Source organism: Phycisphaerales bacterium, from assembly GCA_016716475.1.
Classification (GTDB): domain Bacteria; phylum Planctomycetota; class Phycisphaerae; order UBA1845; family Fen-1342; genus JADJWG01.
Genome location: JADJWG010000004.1, coordinates 643,098 through 664,684 on the forward strand (window position 1 = coordinate 643,098; position 21,587 = coordinate 664,684).

The window sequence follows — 21,587 nt, forward strand, 5'->3', positions numbered from 1 at the left end:
ATGGTGTGTTCGAGCCGCGCGGTGACCATCCAGCGCCGCACCGGGTTCCATTCTTCCGGCGGCGGTGTGAATGCGTATCGACGGCTGGTGTGGGTTGGCATGTGGAGCGGGGCCGGCTGCGGAATCGTCCCCGAGAAAGGTTGAGCATGAAGTTCACAGGATGGCGCGGCAGCTTGGTCGCCGCATGCGTGCTGGTCGGGGTGGGTCCCGCGTTCGCGCAGCCCGCGGGTGGGGCGCCGCGGTTCGAGATTGACAGCCGCGAGTTCGATTTCGGGACCGTGTGGCAGGGGGAGAAGGTGCTGCGCGCCTTCACCATTCGCAATGTCGGCACGGCCCCGCTAACCCTGGATGTGGAGAGTTCCTGCGGCTGCACTGTACCGAGCAAGCCCGAGAGCCCGCTCGCCCCGGGGGCCGAAACCAAAATGGAGATCGAGTACCAGACGTACAATCGGCCAGGGGCTGCCAACCATATCGTGACGCTGAAGTCGAACGATCCGGCAGCCGCTGCGGTGCGCATCCAGGTCCGGGGCCAGGTACAGCAGGTCTATGCCGCCCAGCCCCGCGACTTGATCTATGGGGAGCTGCTCACCGACGAGCAGCGCGAGAACTTCATCGAGTTCGAGAACTTCTACACCAGCCCGATGCGGCCGGAACTCATCCCGAACCAGGATTTCGGTCCTTTCGAGGTACGGGTTGACGAGCTGGAGGCCGGCCGCAAGTTTCGGCTGGTCGTGCGGACGCGTCCGCCGATACCACTCGGGTCGCATGATCTCCGGGTCCGGTTGCGTACCGGGCTGGACGTGATGCCCGAGCTGCAGTTCGCTGTGTTCGGTTTTGTTCGGCCGCCCGTCCGCCTCATCCCGGAGAAGATTCTGGTGCCGCGTTCGATGCTGCGTGAAACAAAGCGCATGATCGCGGTGCAGCACTCCGAGGACTACCCGCTGGAGATTACGAAGGTTTCGGCCACGGCGGCAAACTTCGAGTTGGAACAGTTGCCGGAGCGCGAGCGGCGGCCGCAGCAGAAGTTCATCGAGCATCGAATCGTGGTGACGATTCCACCGGCGGACCAGTTGCCGCGTGAAGGTGCGGTGGAGATCGTGATCGAGACCACCGCGCGCGATGAGCAGTTTCGCATGATTCGTGTGCCGATCGAGCTTTTACAGCCCCCGACGGTGGCGCCAACCGCGGCCCAGCCGGCGACGGGCGGCTAACGGCGCGGGGTGACCGTACAGGTTGCATTCCGGACAAGGACGTCGCGGCGTGGGCGACCGTGTTGTTCCCGGAGTGACACAGGTACGTACGACCGCGCAGTGGCTATCCATTCCACAGAGCACGGTCGGCGCGCTTCAACGCCGTGCCGCGCGCAGGCGATAGGCCGCCCGCACGATCGCATCCGGCTCCGTGAGGTTTGCATCCGCCTCGACCGCGGCCGCGACCCAGTGCTCCGCCTCGGCGCGCCGATCCCCCCATGAAACGAGAATGTCGGCCGCGACCTGCTCCGGTCGCGTCATGGCGCGCGGCGGAGTCGGGGTGGTCATCGGGGCGTTCAGAAACTCGTTCAATTGACCGCGCAGTTCGGTCACAAGCTGGGTGGCCGTCTTCTTGCCGATCTCCGGCAGCTTCATCAGGAGGGCGACGTTGCCGCTCTCAATCGCCGCTGCGAGTTCCGCCACCGGCAGTGTCATGGCCCGCAGGCCGCGGCGATAGCTGATGCCTTTGACCCGGGTGAAGAGCCGGAAGAACGCGCGGTCGTGCGGATCGAGGAAACCGATGAGCCGTGGGATCAGGTGGGCTCCGGCTGGATTCCCCTCGAAATACTGTTGGGTGCAAAGCCACAGTTCCTCGCCCAAACGGGCTTCGAGCGTTCGGGCAGTGCCGGAGGACACCATGAGTTCGAACACGACCCCCTGCACATCCAGCTCGACGCTCTCCTCATGCACCGCGAGCAGGGTGCCATGTAGACGTGCGATCACGCCTGGGCCCTCCGGGGTGCCGTGGTGCCGGTGGCTCGTTCACGCAGGCCACACAGGGCGATGGCGATAGCGTCGGCGACATCATGCGGTTGAGGCAGGTGTGGCAGGCCGAGTGTCATGGCGACGGCGCGCTGCATCTGGGCTTTGTCGGCGCGTCCGCTACCCGTCAGCAGTTTCTTCACCTGCGTAGCGGCGACCGAGAGAACGGTCATGCCCCTTCGCACAGCGAGCGCCAGGATGACTCCGCGGGCATGTGCCATGAGGATTGCGGTGCGTGGGTGCCGGTAATGGGCGTATAGTTCCTCACAGACCAGCAGCACCGGACGGTGTGTGTCGATCAGTGTTGCGAGGCCGTTTTCGAGCTCAACGAGGCGTTCCGCGAGCGTTCCGCCCCGTGGCAGACGCACTACGCCGGCTTCACACAGATGCACATCGCGACGGTTGCTGCCGTCCGATAAGACGGCATAACCGGTGCGCAGCAGTCCCGGATCGACACCGAGGACTGGCCCGGCGGAGAATACAGGTTGTTGGGGTCGCGAACTTTTGGGCATAGGTGTGTACATCATGCCCGCGCGCGCGGCTCCGGTAAACTGTCCGCGATCACCACGGTGCGCGACCTCACGCTCCGCACGCCCGTAATTCGGACCTGTCGAAACTCGTGGAAAATGTCCGTAGGGCTGCCGGGGGCTTGTTTGACCGATGTAGGATCATGGCATGGGCGGTTTCTGAACACCGTCATATAATTCGCGAGAGCTAACGCGGTCGGCCCTGGGTGCGGCGGAGTTCGGGCGACTGCCATGAAAGGAAGTGGTTTTATGCTCGCACGTTACGCGCGTGCCGGCCTTGTGGCGCTGGTGCTGCTGCCCGCCGTGACCTGGGCGGCCACCAGCAGCGACCTCGCCACGGCCTATGCGGCGATCCTGAAGGGGGACTACACCGCCGGCCGGAACATCGTCGAGCAGGCCCTGGGGGCCGAGGCACCGGCCGAAGCCCAGCGCATCCGGGGGTGGCTTGCGGCGTACGAACGCGTCGCTTCCAAGCGCTCGGAGCTGAAAGCTGCTACATACCAGTGGAACCTCGAGCAGGCACAGCAGGCCCTGGCCGCTGGCCGGGTCACGCTCGCGCTGAGCTTTGCGGCCCAGGCGGTGCCCTACGCGGAAGATATGGCCGCAATGGCCGCGCATCCCACGATCCAGGAATTGACCAAGGCAGCCCGGGCGGCCGCGGCGGAGGCCTTTGCCGAGCAGCAGCGCACGCGGGCTCTGAGCTTCTACATGCTGCTCTCGCGGCTGCACCCAGAGGACGCCGAGATCAAGGATCGACGCGACGAAATCGGGCGCTTCGTGCGAATTGAGGCGGTCTACGAAGATCGCAAGGCGCTGGATGCGCGGCTGAAGGATGTGCGTGCCGACCAGTTGCGGCGGGCGATCGAAATGATCGATCGGCTTTACTACCGCACGCCGGACTTCCGTGATCTGGCGCGCAGCGCACTGCGGAATTTACGGACGGTTTCCGAAGTGGACAAACTGGCGACGTATCTCGACGGACTGGCCAATGTGCAGTTGCGCAACAGCTTCCAGGGTGAGCTGGCGCGGCTGGCGGCGCGGGTCGAGGAGGCGAGCAAGTTCACGCACCAGGATCTCTGGGCACTTTACAACGATGTGCAGAAGCTCAATCGCGGGACGATCGAGCTCCCCGACCAGTTGGTCGTGGTCGAGTTCCTGAACGGCGTCGTGGGCGCGCTGGACGACTACACGAGTGTGATCTGGCCTGCCGACGCCGAGGATTTCGGCAAGTACATGGGCGAGTTCCAGGGCGTGGGAATCCAACTCGGGATTGAGGAACTCACCGGTCGGTTGAAGGTTGTGACGCCGCTCGAGGGGTCGCCCGCGCTCGAAGCGGGCTTGCAGCCCGACGACCTGATCATCGCGGTGGACGGCAAGGATACTCGCAACTGGACGACGGATGACGCGGTCGAGAACATCATGGGTCCGGCCGGCACGGAAGTTGCGCTGACGGTGCATCGCCCGCGTACGGATGATGTGCTGCGGTTCAATCTCGTGCGGCGACGGATTCTGCTGACGACGGTCCGCGGCATTGAGCGCAGCCCGGGCGATGCGACCGCCTGGAACTATATCCTCGATCCCGATTCGGGCATTGCGTATATCCGGCTGACACAATTCCTCCAGGAGTCGGCGGGTGAGTTGACGCGGGCCCTGCGGGCGGCCCAAGAACAGGGGATGCGCGGGCTGGTCCTCGACCTGCGGTACAACCCGGGCGGGCTGTTGGATGTCGCCATCGACGTGGTGGACAACTTCCTCGCGGAGGGTGACGTCGTCGTAACCCGTGGCCGGCTTAGTGCGGATGACCGCAAGCGGGCCTCGGGCAGCGCTCCGTATCGTGAACTGCCGATCGTCGTGCTCGTGAACGAACACAGTGCCAGTGCGTCAGAGATTCTGGCGGGTGCGCTGCAAGACCATCACCGGGCGCTGGTGCTCGGGGATCGGACGTTCGGCAAGGGGAGCGTACAGCACCTGCGACCGCTGACCAGCCGCGCCGCTCCGTCTCTCACGGACGCACGGCTGAAGCTGACGACAGCACTTTATTACCTGCCGAGTGGCCGCACGCCGCACAAGGCGGAAGGTGAGGCCGAGTGGGGGGTCCGGCCGGACTACGAGCGGAAGCTGACTCCGAAAGAGCAACGGCGCGTGCTGGAGCGTGAGCGGCTGGCGTTCATTATCCACAACGAGGCGGATCTCGGGAAGGGTGAACGGCTTTCGAGCGAGGAGCGGGCCGCACTGCTCACAAGCGAAAAGGATAGCGAGGAGCAGGCCGCCGACCGTCCTTTCCTCACCGAGGATGATCTCAAATTGCTGGAAGCCGATCCGTTCGAGGCGCCGGACGTAGATCCGCAGTTGGAAGAAGCCCTCCTGCTGATCCGCGTTAAGCTTGCTGGTGACCTGCCGTGGCCGCAGCAATTGGCGTCGGCACGCCAGGAGAAGAAGTAGGGTATCCCCACGCTCCCCTCCCTTCCCGGGAGGGGTTGGGGGAGGGTCAGAGTCCTCGGCAAGAACGCCGTTCTCGATTCTCAAGCTCTCGCCGAGACGGGTATTGGGATAGCTTCAAGTGCGTCTTGACTGAGATGTGAAACCGCGCGCGATGGAATCGCAACAGGATCCGCCGGGCAGCCCGTGGTGCGGTTCGCTACGCCCCGGTTCAAGCCGGGGATTTTTTCTGTGCAGCGGGCTGGCCGTGCTGCGCTGACTGCGGGGCAGGTGACTCTGACCGCTTACGGTGTTCCTTTCACCGCAGCAATGAACGCTCCGATGTCGCCGAAATTCACCGCCCCGTCACCGTTGCAGTCGGCCTGGCTCCACGGGCAGTCATGGGGCCAGCCATCCGGAGAACCGGCCTTGAGGGCTGCGATGAAAAGACTGATGTCGCCGAAGTTCACCGCGCCATCGCAGTTCATGTCACCGGCAGCATACGGGGCTGCGACGACGGCGAAGGTGCCGCTCTCCACCCAGGCGCCGGTGCCGCTGGGGGTCACGGAGCGGATACGGAGGCGGTTCGCATCGCTCAATTCTGTCGGGGTCCATGTCCAGTTGTCCGCGCCGATCTCCGTGGGGCCGGCCAGCGGGCTCCAGATCGTTGAATCGTTGATCAGGGACAACTCATCGATGAAGACGGTGTCGCTGTAAGAGGAGACGGAGACGTCCTTGGTGTACTCCCATCGCAAGAGGTGGTTACCCGGCGGTAGAACCGTCTGGAAAAGCTGCCAACTGCCATTCCCCGAGACACGCACCAACCGCTGGCTGTTGATGTAGAAGTTGAAGTAGTCGTAGTTCGACTCGGAGCTGACGCGGTAGCGAAAGCTCAGCGCGCCGGCGCCGACGGTGCGTTGCATCCAGGAGACCTGGTTATGCGTGATTGCTCCGGCGCGCGCCGATTGGGTACCGGCGTAATAGTTGCCGGTGACGATTGTCCAGGGCAGGTTACCGCCGGTCGTGTAGGCCGGATCGAGCGTGGTTCCTTCGAAGCCGTCCGTCATGGCCTGCATGTCGCCATAGTTAGTCGAATGCTGCAATTCGAACGCGGCGGCCGAATTGCCAGTCCAGGCAATCTGGGTGGGACGATCCACGGGCAATTCGTCGCCCGCCAAGGGCGCACTGAACGCCGGCTCGGGCGCCAGCGCTACGTCAAGGCGTTTGGCCGGACCGGCATCCACGGTCACGGGCAGAAACAGCGTGTCGTAACCCGGGGCACTGAAGCGCAGGGTGTACTGCCCGGGCAGTAGCAGGCGGTGGTAGTTACCAACCACCGGATCCGTGAAGACCGGGCGGTTGCGGCCGACCACCGCGATGGTCGCTGCGAGCGGTGCGCCCGTGTTCGCCGCGGTCACGATGCCGCGCACTCCGATGAGACACAGTTCCATGTAGCGGAGCATTGACTCGCGGTTCTCAAGCCAGTACTGCGGCAGCAGAGAGGCCGTGGGGCGCTTCACGCTGCTGAGTTCGATGGTCACTTCAAAGCCGCCCAGGTAGCGGTAGTGCCAATCCTGCATACCACCGGTGATGGAGTACCACGCGGCACCGTTGGTGATGCCGTGGAAGAAGGAGGAGCTCGCCCACATCGGCGGATTGTTCCGGGCGTACTCCTCAGACAGGTAGATGAATACGTCATCGTCGGGACTGGCAGAGTAAACCGAGCCCTTTCCGTCATTGTCGTAGGGATAATTGACCACCAGCGCGCCTGTATGCAGGTTGGCGGAAAGCGTGGTGGGGTAGGCCATGGTCCAGTTCATGATCACCCCGGTCTCGACGGCTCGGCCGGCGGTGGTGTTGGGCTCACCGTTGAAGCCCTCGGGGAAATTGCGGTTGAGGTCGATGCCCTGGGAGTTGGTACGCGTGGTGTTGACGTAGCCGTCAGGATTCATGACCGGCACGATCCAGATGTCGATCTCGTTGATCAGGTTCGTGATCCGCGGATCGGCGCCGTAGTTGGAAAGGAGGTGCTCGATGAGGTACAGGCACATCTCGTTGCCGGTCCACTCGTCGCCATGCATCGTCGAGACGTACTTGAAGCGGGGCTCGTCCTCTGCCACGCCGACGTTGTCGCTGATATTCAGGGCCCAGATTGCGCGGCCCTGCACGCTGTTGCCGAGGTTCACGACACGCGCGATGGCCGGGTAGGTGGTCGCCCACTGTTGCATCAGTTGCGTGATCTGGGGGTAGGTGCGGTATGAACTGCGATCGCCTTCGACCTCCCACGGAGGTGTGAGCGCGCGCTGTCCGTCGTCGTCTACCAGGTTCGGGTCGGCGCCGGCCCGAATGAGCATGTGTGCCAACGGCAGGTACAGCGCATCCACCCGGTCATGGCAGCGATCCGACAGACCCAGCACATGCAAGGGAGTCCGGCCACCCGCGGCGCGGGTGTTCACGGCGGCGCCGGCCGCCAACAGGAGCTGCATGCTGGCATCGTTGAGGCGCCGGGCGGCGAAGTGGAGTGGCGTCTCACCGGTGTCGTCGGCGGCGTTCACCTCCGCGCCGGCCGCGAGTAGAAGCTGAAGCACTTCCGGGTCCCAGGCGGTGGCGGCGTAGTGCAAAGCGGTGCGACCCAGCGCATCGCGCGCCCTGCTGTCGGCCCCGTGCTCGAGCAGTACTCGCAGGGTGCCGGCATCGTGCCCGGCCGCGGCAAAATGCAGCGGTGTTTCCCCGTCAGCGGTACGCAGCTCAAGCCATTCCGGATGGTCGGCGAGCAGTGTGGCGACGCGCTCGCCATCGCGGTCACGGGCGGCCTGGTGAATCGGGGGCAGCGGGACCTGGGCCCACAACAGAGTGTTCCCCCCCAGCATCAGCGCGGCGGCGGCACACCAGAGCGTGCGCATGTGGTTCCTCGTTGGGTATGTCGGCGGCCGTCGTCGTACCTCGTAATGGGCACGCGCGGCCATGGGATACGCTGCAATCTGCACGGTAACGTTCTTTCCGCACTGCTACAATCCCAGTCCGCAAAGTCCGAGAATCACGGTGTTTCCGAACGTATGTAGCAAAGGGGCCAGTGCGGCGCGTCTGTTGATTCTTGTGCCTGAATCGTGGTGAAGTCCACTGTCACTCCGCGGCCGCGCACGCCCGTTCGCCACGGTCTTCATCGCGGTCCGTAGATTCGGGTGTGATGAGCCAGTGCCGCAGGGCCAGCAAATCGGAAAACGTCCAATCGGGTTCCGCGGTGCCGATATCGTGGATGCGGCCAGTGCGGTGAATCCAGACACTGCGCAGACCCGCGCGCCGCGCACCGGCAATGTCGCTGTGGAGGGAATCACCGACATGCAGGACGCGCTCGCGGCGCCAGCCGGTCTCGGCGAGCGCCGCTTCAAAGATGGCCGGGTCAGGTTTGTAGGTCCGTGCAGATTCGGAGGTCACGACTCCGACTGCACGGATGCCACCCGCTGCTAGGGCGGCGAGGAGGTCGTCATGGTCGGCGTTGGAAACCATGCAGATCGGCAGCGGCAGATCAGCGAGGAAGGCCTCCAGCTCGGGCTGGAAGGGTGGCGCGCGCCAATACGTGCGCAGTGCATCCACATAGGGTTCCGGCGCGCGTGAACATCCCAGTTCCGCGAGCGTTTCGGACAGCGTCCGTGCTTCCAGTGTGAAGAGCGTGCAGAATTCCGGTCCCTGAGCGCGCTCCATCGCGGCGAAGAAACGGTTTCCCCAGCGGATCGCGAGATCCTGCGGCGTCAGCGGCAGGTCGGTGTCAGCTACGACGCGCGCACAAACGGCCTCGACGGCCGCGCGATCACCGGCCGCCAGCGTCCCATACATATCCACAAATAAGCCGTCGAGCGCATGCAGCGGTGCGGTCGGGGGCAGTGGGCGGTTCACTTGTGGTGGATCCGCGTCCAGAGTTGGTTGTAGGTGTAGTAGCCCGGCACGACTTCGGCCGGAAAGGCGCCGCGCGTTTCGCCCGTCACCAGATTGACCGGTGGGGCATTGGGGTAGAAGTTGCGACCATAGCGATCCCAGGGGCCGACGTAGAGGGATTCGCCCTGATGCCAGACAAAGTGCTGTTGTGTGTTGAGTTCCAGGCCGGATTCGTTGCGGTTGGCAAGCTGCGAGACGTGTCCGTCCTGCATCAGCAGATTCGCGCGGTTCCCGGCATGGCGCCACTCCACGGTGTTGTCGTACTGGGTCGGAAAACTCCAGTCAGTCGAGCGCGGGCTGGAGCCACTGAGGTTGTAGATCGCACTCCAGTTGGCATCTCCGGCGAGCACACGGCTGGCGGTCAACTTCTCGTGGTTTTCGAGCCGCCGCGGCACGGTCGCCACAACATCCCCGCCCGGTGACCAGTTCCATGCGCCGCTGGCCAGTGGTACTGCGATGCCGTAGCTGTAGTCGATTCCGGGAACCCGGCTGTGACCAGGGTAAATCAGGCGAAAGTGCTGCCCCCGGGCGGCGTTGAGCGGGCTGGGGCCGGGGTCGTCAGGGCAATAGCCAAGACGCTTGTCGGGGATCAGATTCCGCTGCACGAGGACGTCGATCCAGGTGAAGCGGATGGGTTGGGCACCGTCATCCCAGATGGGGTAATACTTGTACTCCATGCGGCAGGCCTCGAGAGCGAGGCCGAGCTGCTGCAACTGGGCAGCGCACTGGGTGGCGCGGGCCTGGCGGTGAGCGAGTTGCAACGGGGGGAGCATGATCGCGATGAGCAGAGCGATGATGCCGAGCGTGACGAGCAGTTCCGGCAGGGAGAACCCACGTGCCGTCAACACGCGCAACGAGGAATGCCGTAAGCAGGACCGCCGGATCTTCATGATCGCAGTTCTGCACCGGACACCGCGATTGCGCTCCAGACGCAAGTTTCGCGATACCCGAGGGTTACACAAGAAATGGATCGACGCGCACGCGATCCGAACTTGAGGGCAGCTACCATTCCCTGCCATGGGCGTCTGTGCGACGAGCCGCCCTCATACAAAGGATAGCTCGCGGGGGGGCAGGATGCAAGCGCGAACCGAAACCATGCGTTTCCCGGCCTGAACCGATTCAGCTTCGAAGGGGCCTTATTGGGCACCTAATCGATCGGGATCGGTTCCAGGTGGGCGGACTCCTGCTGTCTTATACGATAAAGTTCACCAGGCGACCGGGCACCACGATCGCCCGCCGTACCTCCCGCGTGCCGATTTCCCGCACCACCGGCGGTGCCTGCCGCGCCAGCTCGATGTATTGCTCTTCGGTCGCTTCGGACGGCACTTCGATCCGGGCCCGGACCTTGCCGAGTACCTGTACCGCGATTTCGACGGTGGCGTCGCGGGTAAGTGCGACGTCGTAGCTCGGCCAATCCGCCAGCGCGAGGGACGCAGTATGGCCAAGCCGCTCCCACAACTCCTCGGTGATGTGCGGCGCGAACGGGGCGAGCAGGAGGAGGAAGCGCTCCACCTGGTCGCGCCCGAGTTGTGTCGCCTTCGACGCCTCGTTGACGAAGACCATCATCTGCGCAATGGCCGTGTTGTAGGCGAAGCGCGGAATGTCGTCGGTGACTTTGCGGATCGTCTTGTGGAGCAGCCGCTCGATCACGGGATTGCGCTCGGCGGTAATGTGAGGATGGATCGGTGGTAGTGACGTGGTCGGCGTCTGACCGTCGGGCGGCTGTGGGACGATCAGTCGCCAGACGCGTTGCAGGAAGCGATGCGCTCCCAGGATGTCGTTGGTGTTCCAGGGCTTGCCCTTCTCGAGCGGGCCCATGTACATCTCGTAGAGCCGCAGTGTATCGGCGCCGTACTCGCGGATAATCGCGTCGGGATTGACGACGTTCCGCAGCGACTTCGACATCTTCTCGACCGTGACGGTGAGCGCCTCGCCCGTCTGGCGGTGGATGGCCTGCTCTCCGCGGTGCTCAACGTCTTCGTGCGGAATGCAGACGCCGCGCGCATCCCGGAAGGTGTACGACTGGATCATGCCCTGGTTGAAGAGCTTGTGGAACGGTTCGGGGGTGGACACGATGCCGAGGTCGTACAGCACCTTGTGCCAGAAGCGCGCGTACAACAGGTGCAGGACGGCATGCTCGGCTCCGCCCATGTACAGGTCGACGCCCCCAAACTGTGGCGCACCATCCGGACCGCGGTTGCCGAGCCAGTAGCGTTCGACGTGCGGATCAATCAGGGCCTGGTCGTTCTGCGGGTCACAGAACCGCAGGTAGTACCAGCAGGAACCAGCCCACTGTGGCATCGTATTCACTTCGCGGCGGCAGGTCTCCCCATCGTATTGCACCTGTACCCAGTCCTCCGCCTTGCTGAGCGGGGTGCGCGGGTCGGCATTCGGATCGTCACTCGCCTCGGGCTTGAAATCATCGATCTCGGGGAGCGTGACAGGCAGTTCTGCCGCGCGCACCGCGAACGGCTGGCCGTCGTCGCGGTAAAGAATCGGAAAGGGTTCGCCCCAGTAGCGCTGCCGCGAGAAGAGCCAGTCGCGCAGTTTGTACTGGATTGTGCCTTCGCCGAGGTCGCGTTCCTCGAGCCAGGCAATGATCCGCTCCTTGGCCTCCGGAGTCGGCAGGCCGTTGAGGGTGCACTGGCCGGTGAAGCTTTCTGCATCCTGCGGCGGAGAGTTAATGTTCGTGCCGTCCCCGACGAAGCCGCGCCAGTCCTCGGCGCCCAGTGGCTGGACCACTTGCACAACGGGCAGGTGAAAGGTTTCCGCAAACTCCAGATCGCGCGTGTCGTGCCCCGGGACAGCCATGATCGAGCCGGTGCCGTAGCTGATCAGTACGTAGTCGGCCACCCAGATCGGCAGCCGGGCTCGATTCACCGGGTTGAGCGCATAGGCCCCGGTGAACACGCCGGTTTTCTTGCGATTGTCAGCCGTGCGGTCCAGCTCGGATTTCTGCTGGGCAGCGCGACAGTAGGTCTTGACCTCTTCGCGCTGTTCCGGCGTGGTGATGATCGGGACGAGGCGGTGCTCGGGTGCCAGCACCATGTACGTGGCGCCGAAGAGCGTGTCCGGACGCGTCGTGAAGACGCGGATGTTCTCGCCGCCGGCCGGTCCGGCGCCGTCGATCGCGAAGTCCACGTAGGCGCCCTGGCTGCGACCGATCCAATTGCGCTGCATGAGCTTGATGGGCTCGGGCCAGTCGAGTGGATCCAGGTCGGTCAGCAGCCGGTCCGCGTACTCGGTGATACGCAGCATCCATTGCTTCATCGGTCGGCGGTAGACCGGATGATTGCCGCGCTCGCTGCGTCCTTCGTTCGTGACCTCCTCATTGGCAAGAACGGTACCGAGGGCCGGGCACCAGTTGACCGGCACTTCGGCGAGGAACGCGAGGCGGTGCTCGTTGCGGAAGGTTGCGATCGCGGCCTCGCCCTGTGCCTTGACGTCCGGGGGAATCGGCAGTTTATCGATCGGCCGGGCGGCCCCGCAGACGGTGCGGCCGTGTGGGTCGGTCCAGCGCCACTCGGGGTCGTACCAGGAGTTGTAGATCTTAAGGAAAATCCACTGTGTCCAGCGGTAGTAATCCGGGTCGCAGGTCGCGATCTCCCGGCTCCAGTCGTAGGCCAGCCCGATCATGCGGAGCTGTCGCGTGTAGGTCTCGATGTTCTTGCGGGTGGTGATGCGCGGGTGGACGCCGGTTTCGACCGCGTACTGCTCCGCCGGCAGGCCGAAAGCGTCCCACCCCATCGGGTGCAGCACGTTGTAGCCGCGCATGCGCAGAAAGCGGGCCATGATGTCCGAGGCGATGTAGCCGAGCGGGTGCCCGACATGCAGCCCGGCGCCGGAGGGGTATGGGAAGAAGTCCAGCACGTAGAACTTCGGCCGTTCGCTGCCGGGCTCGCCCGGGTTGGCGGCGCGAAAGGTCTGCCTGGCTTCCCAGGTCGCCTGCCACCGGGGTTCGATTTCTTGAAAGGCGTAATGGTGCGTGCTCATACGCTGCGCATCCTGTGCAGACCCAAGGACGCCGGGGGCCCCGGCGCACAACCGCCGCGCCGGGCGGGCACCTCGGCCCGCGCAGCGCGGCAGCACAATTCCGGCCTTCGCGGGTGCGGTGGACGCGGCGTCAGCGCGCGTCGTCTTCCGCGCCGCCGTTCGGCTGGACGCGGACATATCCGAGCCGCTCGAAGGTGTACTGCGGGCTACCGATCACCTGCGTGAACTGCATCCGCTCCCATTCACTGCCAATGAAGCCCGACGCGAGGTACTGGTTGAATTCGCCCGTGTACAACGGCAGGATTTCCTCGACTTCGAGCACCGCCCAGCGCTGCTGCACGGCCAGCGGCACGGCCCGCACACGGTGGCCGGTATCCGGCGCCGCTGCCGTTCCCAATTCAAAGGCGGGTGTGACAATCCCCTGCACGGCTCCGATTCCGGCGACGAATGGGAAGCCCTGTCGGCCGAAGGGGGCCGGGCTATGTGGCCCCAAGGCCTCCACAAAGCGAGCCGGTGGGCGCAGTGTGCCGTCCGGCCGCTCAAGCGGCTGGGTCGCCGCGACCTGTTCCGCGGAGGTGAGTTGGGCTTTGAGGTCGGCAGCGGCCTCGATGGCGGCGGTCAGGCCGATGGCGGCGGCCTGCTCGGCCAGCGCTTCCGCCTGAGCCCTGGCGAGCTCAAACGCTCGCAGCATGCGCCAGTCTTCAGCCACCTGGGCGCGAATGGCTTCGAAATCGGTGGCCGGTCCGCTGGGGGCCACCTCGACGATACGGAAGAGGTAGGCCTGGTAAGGCCGTTGCGGTTGACCCGGTGTCGAAGGATCGCCAGCGGCAAGACGTACGACCCGGCCGGGCTCCTGCACGGCGAAGACGGGTAAGCCGTCATCGGGGTTGCGGGAAAGGATGCCGGCGACCCGCAGGGCCAGTTCGGCAAAACCGACGGTCTGCTGGCCGACGGAATAACGGGCGAGGCCAATCTGGTCGGGACCGACGGTCAACTTCGAGCGGTCGAGCAGGTCGGTCAATTGGTATGTGAGGGGCAGTTCTCCCCGGTATTTCTCCACAAGCTCGCGTAGGCCGATCACGTCACCGGGCACCTTGCGAAAACCGTCGTCGCCGACTTCCGTGGTGATCCACGGCCGGTAGGCCTCGTCAAACAGGCGGTTGATAGCACGCTGGGATTCCTCGATGGCGCGCTGTCGGCGGAAGTCCACGCGAACCAGTTCGCGCGCTTCGTCCAGCTCCATCGGGATTCGCGCCGTGGGGGCGCCGTCGACGGCATTCGGGTCGGGCTTGGTGTAGCGGTGGCGGTTGAGGTTGAAGAATTCGCGGACCTGCGCGGCGCGGATCTCCACGACCTGTTCCATGGCGACCGGGTCGATGGTGACGATTTCGACGCGCACGCGATCCGGGAGGCGGTAGCCAAAGACCAGTTCGTCGTTGGTGTGCGCAGTAGCTCGGTCACGGGCCGTTTCGAAGAAAGCCGTGAGTTCCTCCGCGGTGGGTTCGGGGACCGCATCGAGGAAAGCACGGGCCTCGAGCAGTGCCACGCGGGCACGGGCCTGTTGCCGCTGCTGGATGAAGGCAAATTTCTCCCGCGGCAGCGAGGTCAGAATGCCCGCCGACTGCCATTGCTGGTACCGAACGACGCCGAGCCAGTCGCCGACAATCTCATAAATACGGTCATAGGGCATCCGCGTGCTGTCCTGGATCCGCATGAGATCCTCGTCCTGCACGTTCATCGCCGCCAGCATTTCGCGGACTTCGTTCTTGCCGACGCGGATGCCGGCGCGGCGCGCCTCCTCCCGCAGCAGATAGAACGACTCGGTCATCTCGATGGTCAGTTGGACGGGTTGGCCCATGATCCGTAGTGCAAGTTCAACCTCGGACTTGGCCGCCTGCAGGTCCGCGAGACGGATGCGGGTGTTGAACGATCCCACCCGGCCGACCAGCGGGTTGGGCCCGCGACCGCCGCCGAAGCCGGATTGAATGGCCTCGGGGACCAGGAAGGCCACCAGCAGCAGCGACATGAAGACGAGGATCAGCGTCTTGGAATTCTTACGCAGGATTTTGATCAGGTTCATCGCGGTTGGTTCCCGGGGGCTGCAGACACCCGCGTGCCTGGGGGTACGTCTGACCAGCGAACCAACCATCATACTGCGCAGGGGGCCTAAGACAAGGCGGGCTGCGCGTGGTCCGCACGAAGTGCCTGGCCGTGGGGGCACATGGGCCGGGGTCGGCCGAAAACAAGGCCGCCTGCGTCAGGTGACGCAGGCGGTGGGTCCAGGAGGAGGACGTGTGGTCAGAGGAGCCGCAGCGTCCGCCAGGGCTCAGGCGCGCGGGTGCGACTTGTCGTAGTTCTCTTTGACGGTCTGGCCGCTCAGGTGCGTGTAGATCTGGGTCGTACTCAGACTCTGGTGGCCGAGCATTTCCTGTACGCTCCGCAGGTCGGCTCCGCGCCGCAGCATGTGCGTGGCGAAGCTGTGCCGGAGGGTATGAGGACTGACGGTAAGATCGAGGCCAGCGTCGAGCAGGTACTTGTCCAGCTTGCGGCGGACACTTCGGGTACTGAGGCGCTGGCCGTGCTTGTTTATGAACAGCGCGTCCTGATCGAAGGCGCCGCTGCGGGCGTCGTTCCGGCGCAGATCGAGGAAGTGCAGGATGGTTTGCACCGCCCCGGGGCCGAGCGGAATGACGCGGCGTTTCTTGCCCTTGCCGGCCACGCGCACCACATTGGTGGTGAGGTCCACGTCACCGACGTCGAGTGCGATCAGTTCACTGACGCGCATTCCGGTGGAGTAGAGCACCTCGAGCATGGCGCGGTCGCGGGCCCCGAGCAACGTGGTGGTGTCAGGGTTGGCGAGCAGCTTCTCGATCTGGTCGATCTCGAGGCACTTCGGCAGCCGCTTGTCCTGCTTGGGTGTGCGGATGGGGGCGACCGGGTTGGCCTGAAGATAGCCGCGCCGCACCAGGAACTTGTAGAAGCTGCGCAGCGTGGCGAGCTTGCGGGCCACGGTGCTACGACAGTAATTGTGTTCGCGCAGTTCGGACATGAACGCCCGCACGTCGTCGGTTTGGACTTCGAGCAGCTTGCGGTTCAGATCCTCGCCCAGCGCCTCCGCCGGCGGCGCCAGCTTCGACATGTCGAGCTCGCGCTGGTTCCCGTTGCCATTGCCGTTGCCGGGTTCGGCGACGGCTGCCTTGGCAGGCAGGCACAGGTACCCGCAGAACTGCTGGAGGTCGGCGGCGTAGCACTTGGCCGTGTGGGGCGAGAAGTGCCGCTCCGCCCGTAGGTAGTTGATGAACTGTTGTACGAGACTGGCTTGATCGCTCATACGTCTGTCACTTTCGACGGCACTCGGGCCTTGAACGGCGCTGCCCACTTGCGAATTCCACATCGTGTTGCCCTGCTCCAACTGGGCGACCTGGAAACTGCCCTTATTCCACTCGGGCAACCGTATCCAGTTCGCGGGCAAGCTGCTGTCCCATCTGGTAACTCAGGACGGCGGCATCGAACCAGTCGAACTCACTCTGCGGGTCGCTCGCCAAAGCCACGAAGCTGCTGAGCAGTTCCGCCTCGCCGCCTTCGTAGTAGCTGAAGACGTAGCGGTGTGCGCCCTTAACCATGCTCAGGCATCTCTGGGCCGGGCTCATGACTGCGCCTCAACTGGCTCCCGCGTTTCGCGACCATTTCCTTCCAGCAGTAACATCGTCTGGATCGTGGTCCAACCGCAATAACGGACGTATAGTTCTTGCGACTGCAGAAACTTTCTCCATCCGTACGGACTGCGGGTCCCGCCGCGCCGTTCCGCATACTTCCGGACATCGGCCTGAATCCGCTGCTCCGCGGCGTTATAAACTCGCTGTACCTGCCATTGCGGGGCGTCCCCGGGTCGCTCCGATAAGCTGCCGGCCGGGGCCCGGGCCGCGCGCGAGGCAGCGGTCGGATCAAGCGGCGAAACCGCGGCGTGCGGCCGAACGACGTACCACTGCATCACCAGACCGAGCACGGGCGGGGCATACGGGTCATACTCTGTGACCGCCGTGACGAGCGTGGCGTCGGCGCCCAGCGCTGCGCCGAGGGCGCGCGCATCTGCGGGCGTTTCGATGCCGTGGAGGCCGCGGTGTTGCAGTTCGGCCAACGCCAGGTTCACAGGAACGACGGCAATTCCGTCAAAAGTCTGGAGTTCGGATGCAATCAGGTCAGTGAAGCGCAGCGGGTCGAAATCCTCACTGCCGCTGAGATTCAGGACGGGAGCGACGGCAACCACAAGCGGCTGGGGCAGTGACGCGGGGGCGCGCTTGGATTGGGCGCAACCGGTTGCGCCCAGACTGCTAGCCAGCACTATCCAAAGCCCGACGCGCCCCCGCCACGCGTTTCGGCCACAACCCACCTTGTTCATCCCAGCACGACTACTCAATATGCTCTCGGCACGCTGGCAAATTATAGGCCCATAATGCAGCAGGTTTCTGCGCTGCGACGATTCTCCCGGGCTGGAATCGGCCGGGCGGCGCGGTGTGGCAGGGTGGCGGGTTGTATCCTGGATCATGTCCTAAGATCCTGCCATTGTGCTGGTTGCGCTTTCTTCGCCCGAATCCGACCGCTCGTGTTGCGGCACGAAGGTCGCCTCGTCCGTCGGCAGCGGAACTGGGGCACTGATGCTCCAGATGTTCTCTGACCCCGCCCGGGGAGAAACGAAGAACACCCGGTCATCACGCGACCACACCGGGTTAAACGCCGTCAATCCGGTGCCGGTCAGCCGTGTCCGCAGCCCGGTCGGTACATCGACCACCCATAGCTCAGCCGCTCCTCCATGGGGGAAGCTGCGTTGCGAGTTGGAAGCGTGGTTCTCGGGAACCAGGCAGTACACCAGGCGTCGAGCATCGGGGGACCAGCTTGGGCTGATGCATGCCGCACCATCGCTCGCTGCCACTTCGGTTGGCAGAATCGCCTCCCCATTGCGCAGTTCAAAGGTCCAGATCCCGAACAGACGGCTGCCGCGCTGGCGGGAGCGCTGCACGGCCAGGTGTCGGCCATCGGGTGACCAGGCGGGGAACATCCCGGGCCCGAGGTAATGCCGCACGCCGGCTTCCTCAACCTCCAGGACCCAAATCTCCCAATGCTGACCGGTTTGGCTCCAGAGGGTGTATGCGATCTGTCGGCCGTCAGGGGACCACGCGGGGGCCAGCTCATCGGCCGGGTCGTCAGTAAGCTGTGTGAGTGCAAGTGTTTCGCGGTCGAGCAACCACAAGTCCCAGGAACCGGCACGGCTCGAGGCAAAGGCGATGCGGCGTCCGTCTGGGCTGAAGCGTGGCTGAATGTCGGCTGCGCCGGCATCGGTGAGCTGGGTCAGAGTAGTACCGGCATAGCGTTTCAGGAACAGGTTCGGCAACTCCGACTGCCGGGTCGAAGCAAAGACGATCCAGCCATCTGTGGCGCTGACATCCGGGTCGAAATCGACGCCCTCGGTCGTGAAGCTGTGGCGCACGAGGTTGGGGAGGAGGGGGCCGTCAGACGGGACGGCCTCGTCTGCGGGCCAATCGCCGTAGAGCGATGGCGGTACGCTAGTGTGTGGCTCACACGGCGAGTTTTTGGGAATCAGGCAACACCCGTTCAGCACCAGGAGCAGCGGAGCGCCCAGGGCTGGGATGTGCCGGATGCTGCTAGTGAGGCGTGCGCGCATGCCTTGAATCCGTACGCAGCGGGTGCTTGTGGGAGCGTGCTCCCACGGAGCCGCCAAACCTTGCCATACGCCAGGTGATGGCTTGGGTGGCCGTCCTGGCGACATTTTGGTTATCGGCTGATACGCGGGGCGGGTTGATTGCGGGCGCGGTGCTGCGCGGGAATGACCGTGGGTTGGAAACTGGAGGGCGGGCCATGCGCGGGCCGCGACGTTACGCTCTACGGGCGCTGCGTCAGCGGCTCGGAACCGGCCGGCGCTGCGGTCGTGCCACCGGCACGGGAGAGGGCCTGCTGCACCACGCCCGGTGTGAGGAGTGCGGGCAGGACCAACGGGCGGTCCGGCTGCCCCGCGGCGAAAACGAGATTGAGGGGGACACTATTGCGGCCGTGGCGCAACAGGATTTCTCGCAGGGCGGGATCCGGGCGGGTGAAGTCCGCCTTCAAGGGGATCATGCGCAGCTCCCGCAGCATACGCTTGGTCGATGCGATCTCGAGTGAACTCGCCTTGTTGGCGTGACAAGTCACGCACCAGGTCGCAGTGAAATCCACATAGACGCTATAGCCGGCTGCGGCGAGGGCCTCGGGTAGCCCGACCTGGAACGGTTGCCAGGGAATGCCCTCATCCCAGTTGGCCTCAGCGACGGTCCGTGCGAGGGTGCGCAGTTCGCCAGGAGTAAACGTTCGCGCAGGGCTGGTGCCGTTGGCCCCCGCGGCGCGGTCTCCGGTCGGTGCGCTGCGCAAGGATTCAACAATGGCGCTTAGAGCGGCGTCGTCCAGCGGTGTAACGGGCTGGACGGAAGCATCCGTGGCGGTGAGTGCGGCGAGCATGGCGTTGTGAATGACTTCCACGAGGTCGCGCAGTTCCGCTGCGCTGGCAGGTGCCGAGACGGACCGTACGGAAGCACTTGCGGGCGGCCACAACGCACCGCGCAAATCAAAGAAGTGCACATAACTGACCCAAGTGCCGCCGAGGAATACCGCGATGGCGCCACACCACATGTTCAGCTTGGCCCGGGGAGACCAACTCAGCCCGATCTGCCCGACAAGCCATGCGGAGAACCCCAGGGTGGTCAGGAATGCGAGTGTCCACACGACGGCATCCGTGCCGAGTTGATCCCCCAACACCTTCAGCAGCCAGATTGCTGTCCCCAGCAGGATGAAACCCATCGCCTGCTTGAACCGAACCATCCACAATCCCGGCTTCGGCAAGAGCTTGAGCCACTGGGGAAACGCCGACAGAACAAGGTAGGGGAAGGCCATGCCTGCGCCGGCCGCGCTGAAGACCGTAAATGATATTTGCAGGGGTTGAGTCGAAGCCCAGGCCGCCGCGGGTGCGAAAAACGGGGCGGTACAGGCAGTGCCGAGGAGCGTGGCAAGCAGGCCCTTCAAAAACGCGCCGGTGTAGCCCTCGCGCCCCGAAACCTCGTCCAGTTTTCCGGCCGTGCTGCCCGGCAGCATGATCTCGTATACCCCGAACAGGTTCAGCCCGAAGAGCGTCAGGATTGCAATGAGACTGAGCACTACGAGTGGACTCTGCAACGGGATCTGCCCGAGCGACGTGACCCACGCGAAAATCCAGAACCACACCATGATGCCGGCGCAGAACGCCAGTCCGAGCAGCAAGATTCGGAGGCGGTCATCGCCCGCCTGCTTGACGAAACTCAGAATCTTCAGAGAGATCACCGGGAAAACGCACGGCATGACGTTCAGGATGAACCCGCCGACAAACGCCGCGATGACGTACCACCACAACCCGCGCTCGGGCTGATCGTCGACAATAATGAAGGAACCGGCCCCATCGGCCGGGGGCGCCACGGGTGCGCCGGCATCCGCGCTTGTCGTGATGCGCGGATACAGCGAACCGAGTGGGCGCGTGGCGGTCGGGTTCGAGGTTTCAACCGTCAGCGTGACGAGGCCCTCGGCCGTCTCGGGTGGAAAACACATCCCTGCTTCCGAGCACGCCTGGTACGTCACAAGGACGCGCAACGGCACTTCGCCCGAAGGATGCGCGCGGTCGATGATCCGCACCGGGACGCGCACACGGACTGTCCCACTCTGAGTCCGCACTCGGCCGAAAAACTCGTTCTCCTTAACCTTCGGATCCGGCCACTGCTGATCACCCAGCTTGAGCCCTTCCGGCTCCTCCACATAGACGCGTGAGGCGATAAGCACATCATTTCCGGGATCGCGGTCCTGAATGTAATGGCCGCGCTGCACCTGGATCGTGACGACGATCTCGCCCTCGTCGCTGGGGGTGATCTGGGCGGGTGTAACCTCGACCTGGCTGCCGCGGAGATACGGAGCTTCGGCCAGTGGCTTGGGCAGATTTTCGTGGGCTGCTTCAAAAAGCTTCTGGTTCGCGGGCGGATTCGGACCGGGTGCGACGGGGATCGTCAGCGAAGCCATCGCTTGAACGGGAACGCAGAGCTCCTTACAGATCTGCGCGTCGATGATCGCGCGGATGGTCAGTGGACCGGCCGGGACATGGTCTGCGACGCGCAGCGTGGTGAGAACAACCGGTTGGCCTTCGAAACCGAGGTAGCCGAACCCCCCCATCTCGCCGTAGTAGGGCGCCGGGTACTGCAACGGACCGAAGGTTACGCCTGCGGGCACCTCGAAGCGTATGCTAAGGGGACCTCCGGCCGACAGCAGGATCGGGTGGTATGCGTGCCACCCCTTTTCGATGTCGAATTGGAGGGCGAGCGGGACCGTGCCCCCGGGGGCCACGCTTTCGGCCGCGGCGTGCAGTGTTGCGGTGAACTTGGGTGGAGGTGGGGCCTGGGCGGTTGCGATCGCAGAGAGAAGTAGTACGAACGGCAACAGGGCGAGTTTTCGCATCCGGTGGTTCCCTGCCTGGGGTCTGTGCTGGGTCCGTGGAGCGTCTGTGGTCCTTGGCTTGGACCATGCGTATCGGATTATAACCGCGACGCGCCGTGTCTATTCCAGGCGACTTCCAGGCAGTTCCCCGGGGTGCTGGTCGCAGCCATATAATGACGGATCGTTTGTCCAGAGTTGTCAGAGGAAT

The 21,587-nt window shown here is 64.5% G+C and carries 14 protein-coding genes; 2 read left to right on the forward strand and 12 right to left on the reverse strand.

Features of this window, described 5'->3' with window-relative positions; all coding sequences use genetic code 11:
- Window positions 1-146: 146 nt before the first annotated feature.
- On the forward strand, window positions 147-1,211 hold the full coding sequence (locus IPM18_16685; protein MBK9121220.1) for a DUF1573 domain-containing protein: 1,065 nt from the start codon (window positions 147-149) through the stop codon (window positions 1,209-1,211).
- Window positions 1,212-1,346: 135 nt separating this feature from the next.
- Here the strand turns inward: IPM18_16685 and IPM18_16690 are convergent, their stop codons facing one another.
- Window positions 1,347-1,973, reverse strand: coding sequence for a hypothetical protein (locus IPM18_16690; protein MBK9121221.1), 627 nt, complete (start codon window positions 1,971-1,973; stop codon window positions 1,347-1,349).
- Window positions 1,970-2,536 (reverse strand): crossover junction endodeoxyribonuclease RuvC, encoded by a 567-nt coding sequence (locus IPM18_16695; protein ID MBK9121222.1) that lies wholly within the window; start codon window positions 2,534-2,536, stop codon window positions 1,970-1,972. The genes IPM18_16690 and IPM18_16695 overlap by 4 nt, the downstream gene beginning before the upstream one ends.
- Before the next feature lie 252 nt (window positions 2,537-2,788).
- On the opposite strand from IPM18_16695, the gene IPM18_16700 reads away from it, so the two are divergent.
- Complete coding sequence (locus IPM18_16700) at window positions 2,789-4,981, forward strand: S41 family peptidase (GenBank protein ID MBK9121223.1); 2,193 nt, start codon at window positions 2,789-2,791, stop codon at window positions 4,979-4,981.
- A gap of 281 nt (window positions 4,982-5,262) precedes the next feature.
- On the opposite strand, the gene IPM18_16705 is transcribed toward IPM18_16700, so the two are convergent.
- The 10 genes from IPM18_16705 to IPM18_16750 form a co-directional block, all read right to left on the reverse strand.
- Window positions 5,263-7,860 (reverse strand): ankyrin repeat domain-containing protein, encoded by a 2,598-nt coding sequence (locus IPM18_16705; protein ID MBK9121224.1) that lies wholly within the window; start codon window positions 7,858-7,860, stop codon window positions 5,263-5,265.
- A gap of 220 nt (window positions 7,861-8,080) precedes the next feature.
- Window positions 8,081-8,851, reverse strand: coding sequence for an HAD family hydrolase (locus IPM18_16710; GenBank protein MBK9121225.1), 771 nt, complete (start codon window positions 8,849-8,851; stop codon window positions 8,081-8,083).
- Window positions 8,848-9,909 (reverse strand): type II secretion system protein, encoded by a 1,062-nt coding sequence (locus tag IPM18_16715; GenBank protein MBK9121226.1) that lies wholly within the window; start codon window positions 9,907-9,909, stop codon window positions 8,848-8,850. Before IPM18_16715 ends, IPM18_16710 begins: the two co-directional genes overlap by 4 nt.
- A 172-nt stretch (window positions 9,910-10,081) precedes the next feature.
- The gene (locus IPM18_16720) at window positions 10,082-12,883 is read right to left on the reverse strand and encodes a leucine--tRNA ligase (protein MBK9121227.1); all 2,802 of its coding nucleotides are present in this window, start codon (window positions 12,881-12,883) and stop codon (window positions 10,082-10,084) included.
- A gap of 130 nt (window positions 12,884-13,013) precedes the next feature.
- A complete protein-coding gene (locus IPM18_16725; GenBank protein ID MBK9121228.1) occupies window positions 13,014-14,963 on the reverse strand; it encodes a hypothetical protein in 1,950 nt (649 codons plus the stop codon).
- Between the two features lie 246 nt (window positions 14,964-15,209).
- A complete protein-coding gene (xerC, locus tag IPM18_16730) occupies window positions 15,210-16,214 on the reverse strand; it encodes a tyrosine recombinase XerC (protein ID MBK9121229.1) in 1,005 nt (334 codons plus the stop codon).
- 103 nt (window positions 16,215-16,317) lie between these two features.
- The gene (locus tag IPM18_16735; GenBank protein ID MBK9121230.1) at window positions 16,318-16,506 is read right to left on the reverse strand and encodes a hypothetical protein; all 189 of its coding nucleotides are present in this window, start codon (window positions 16,504-16,506) and stop codon (window positions 16,318-16,320) included.
- A 23-nt stretch (window positions 16,507-16,529) separates the two neighbouring features.
- Window positions 16,530-17,282 (reverse strand): hypothetical protein, encoded by a 753-nt coding sequence (locus IPM18_16740; GenBank protein ID MBK9121231.1) that lies wholly within the window; start codon window positions 17,280-17,282, stop codon window positions 16,530-16,532.
- Between the two features lie 150 nt (window positions 17,283-17,432).
- Complete coding sequence (locus IPM18_16745; GenBank protein ID MBK9121232.1) at window positions 17,433-18,563, reverse strand: PD40 domain-containing protein; 1,131 nt, start codon at window positions 18,561-18,563, stop codon at window positions 17,433-17,435.
- Between the two features lie 218 nt (window positions 18,564-18,781).
- Complete coding sequence (locus IPM18_16750; protein MBK9121233.1) at window positions 18,782-21,400, reverse strand: thioredoxin family protein; 2,619 nt, start codon at window positions 21,398-21,400, stop codon at window positions 18,782-18,784.
- Between the last annotated feature and the right edge of the window lie 187 nt (window positions 21,401-21,587).